Origin of the sequence: Frigoribacterium sp. MEB024 (assembly GCF_000878135.1) — a bacterium.
GTDB lineage: Bacteria > Actinomycetota > Actinomycetes > Actinomycetales > Microbacteriaceae > Frigoribacterium.
Window position 1 is genome coordinate 1 of sequence record NZ_JXQZ01000115.1, and the last position, 301, is coordinate 301.

General features: G+C 64.5%; 1 pseudogene. It reads right to left on the reverse strand.

The features are described 5' to 3' along the window. Positions 1-199 (reverse strand): annotated as a pseudogene (locus SZ60_RS15380) (hypothetical protein); the annotation flags it as partial. Positions 200-301: the final 102 nt, after the last annotated feature.

Consider the following 301-nt stretch of genomic DNA (forward strand, 5'->3'; position numbering starts at 1 on the left):
CACCGTTGCTGAGGTCGGCGATCGACGCGGCGGGCGTCGACGCGGCGCTGGGCTCGGACGAGGACGAGCTCGACGAGGACGACGTGTCGGTGGACGAACCGGAGTCCATCGAGCACGCGGCGAGGGAGAAGATCAGGGCGCCCGAGGCGACGAGGCCGAGCGTGGTCTTGGTGATGTTCTTGCGAGTGAAAGCGTTCATGGTGAAGCTCCTTGTCAGTTGGTCCCGGTGGGGATGTACAGGGTTCGCCACCGCACCCGAAAAGGATTGGAACGCATCTACTTCGTTACCCCGCCGTGACCT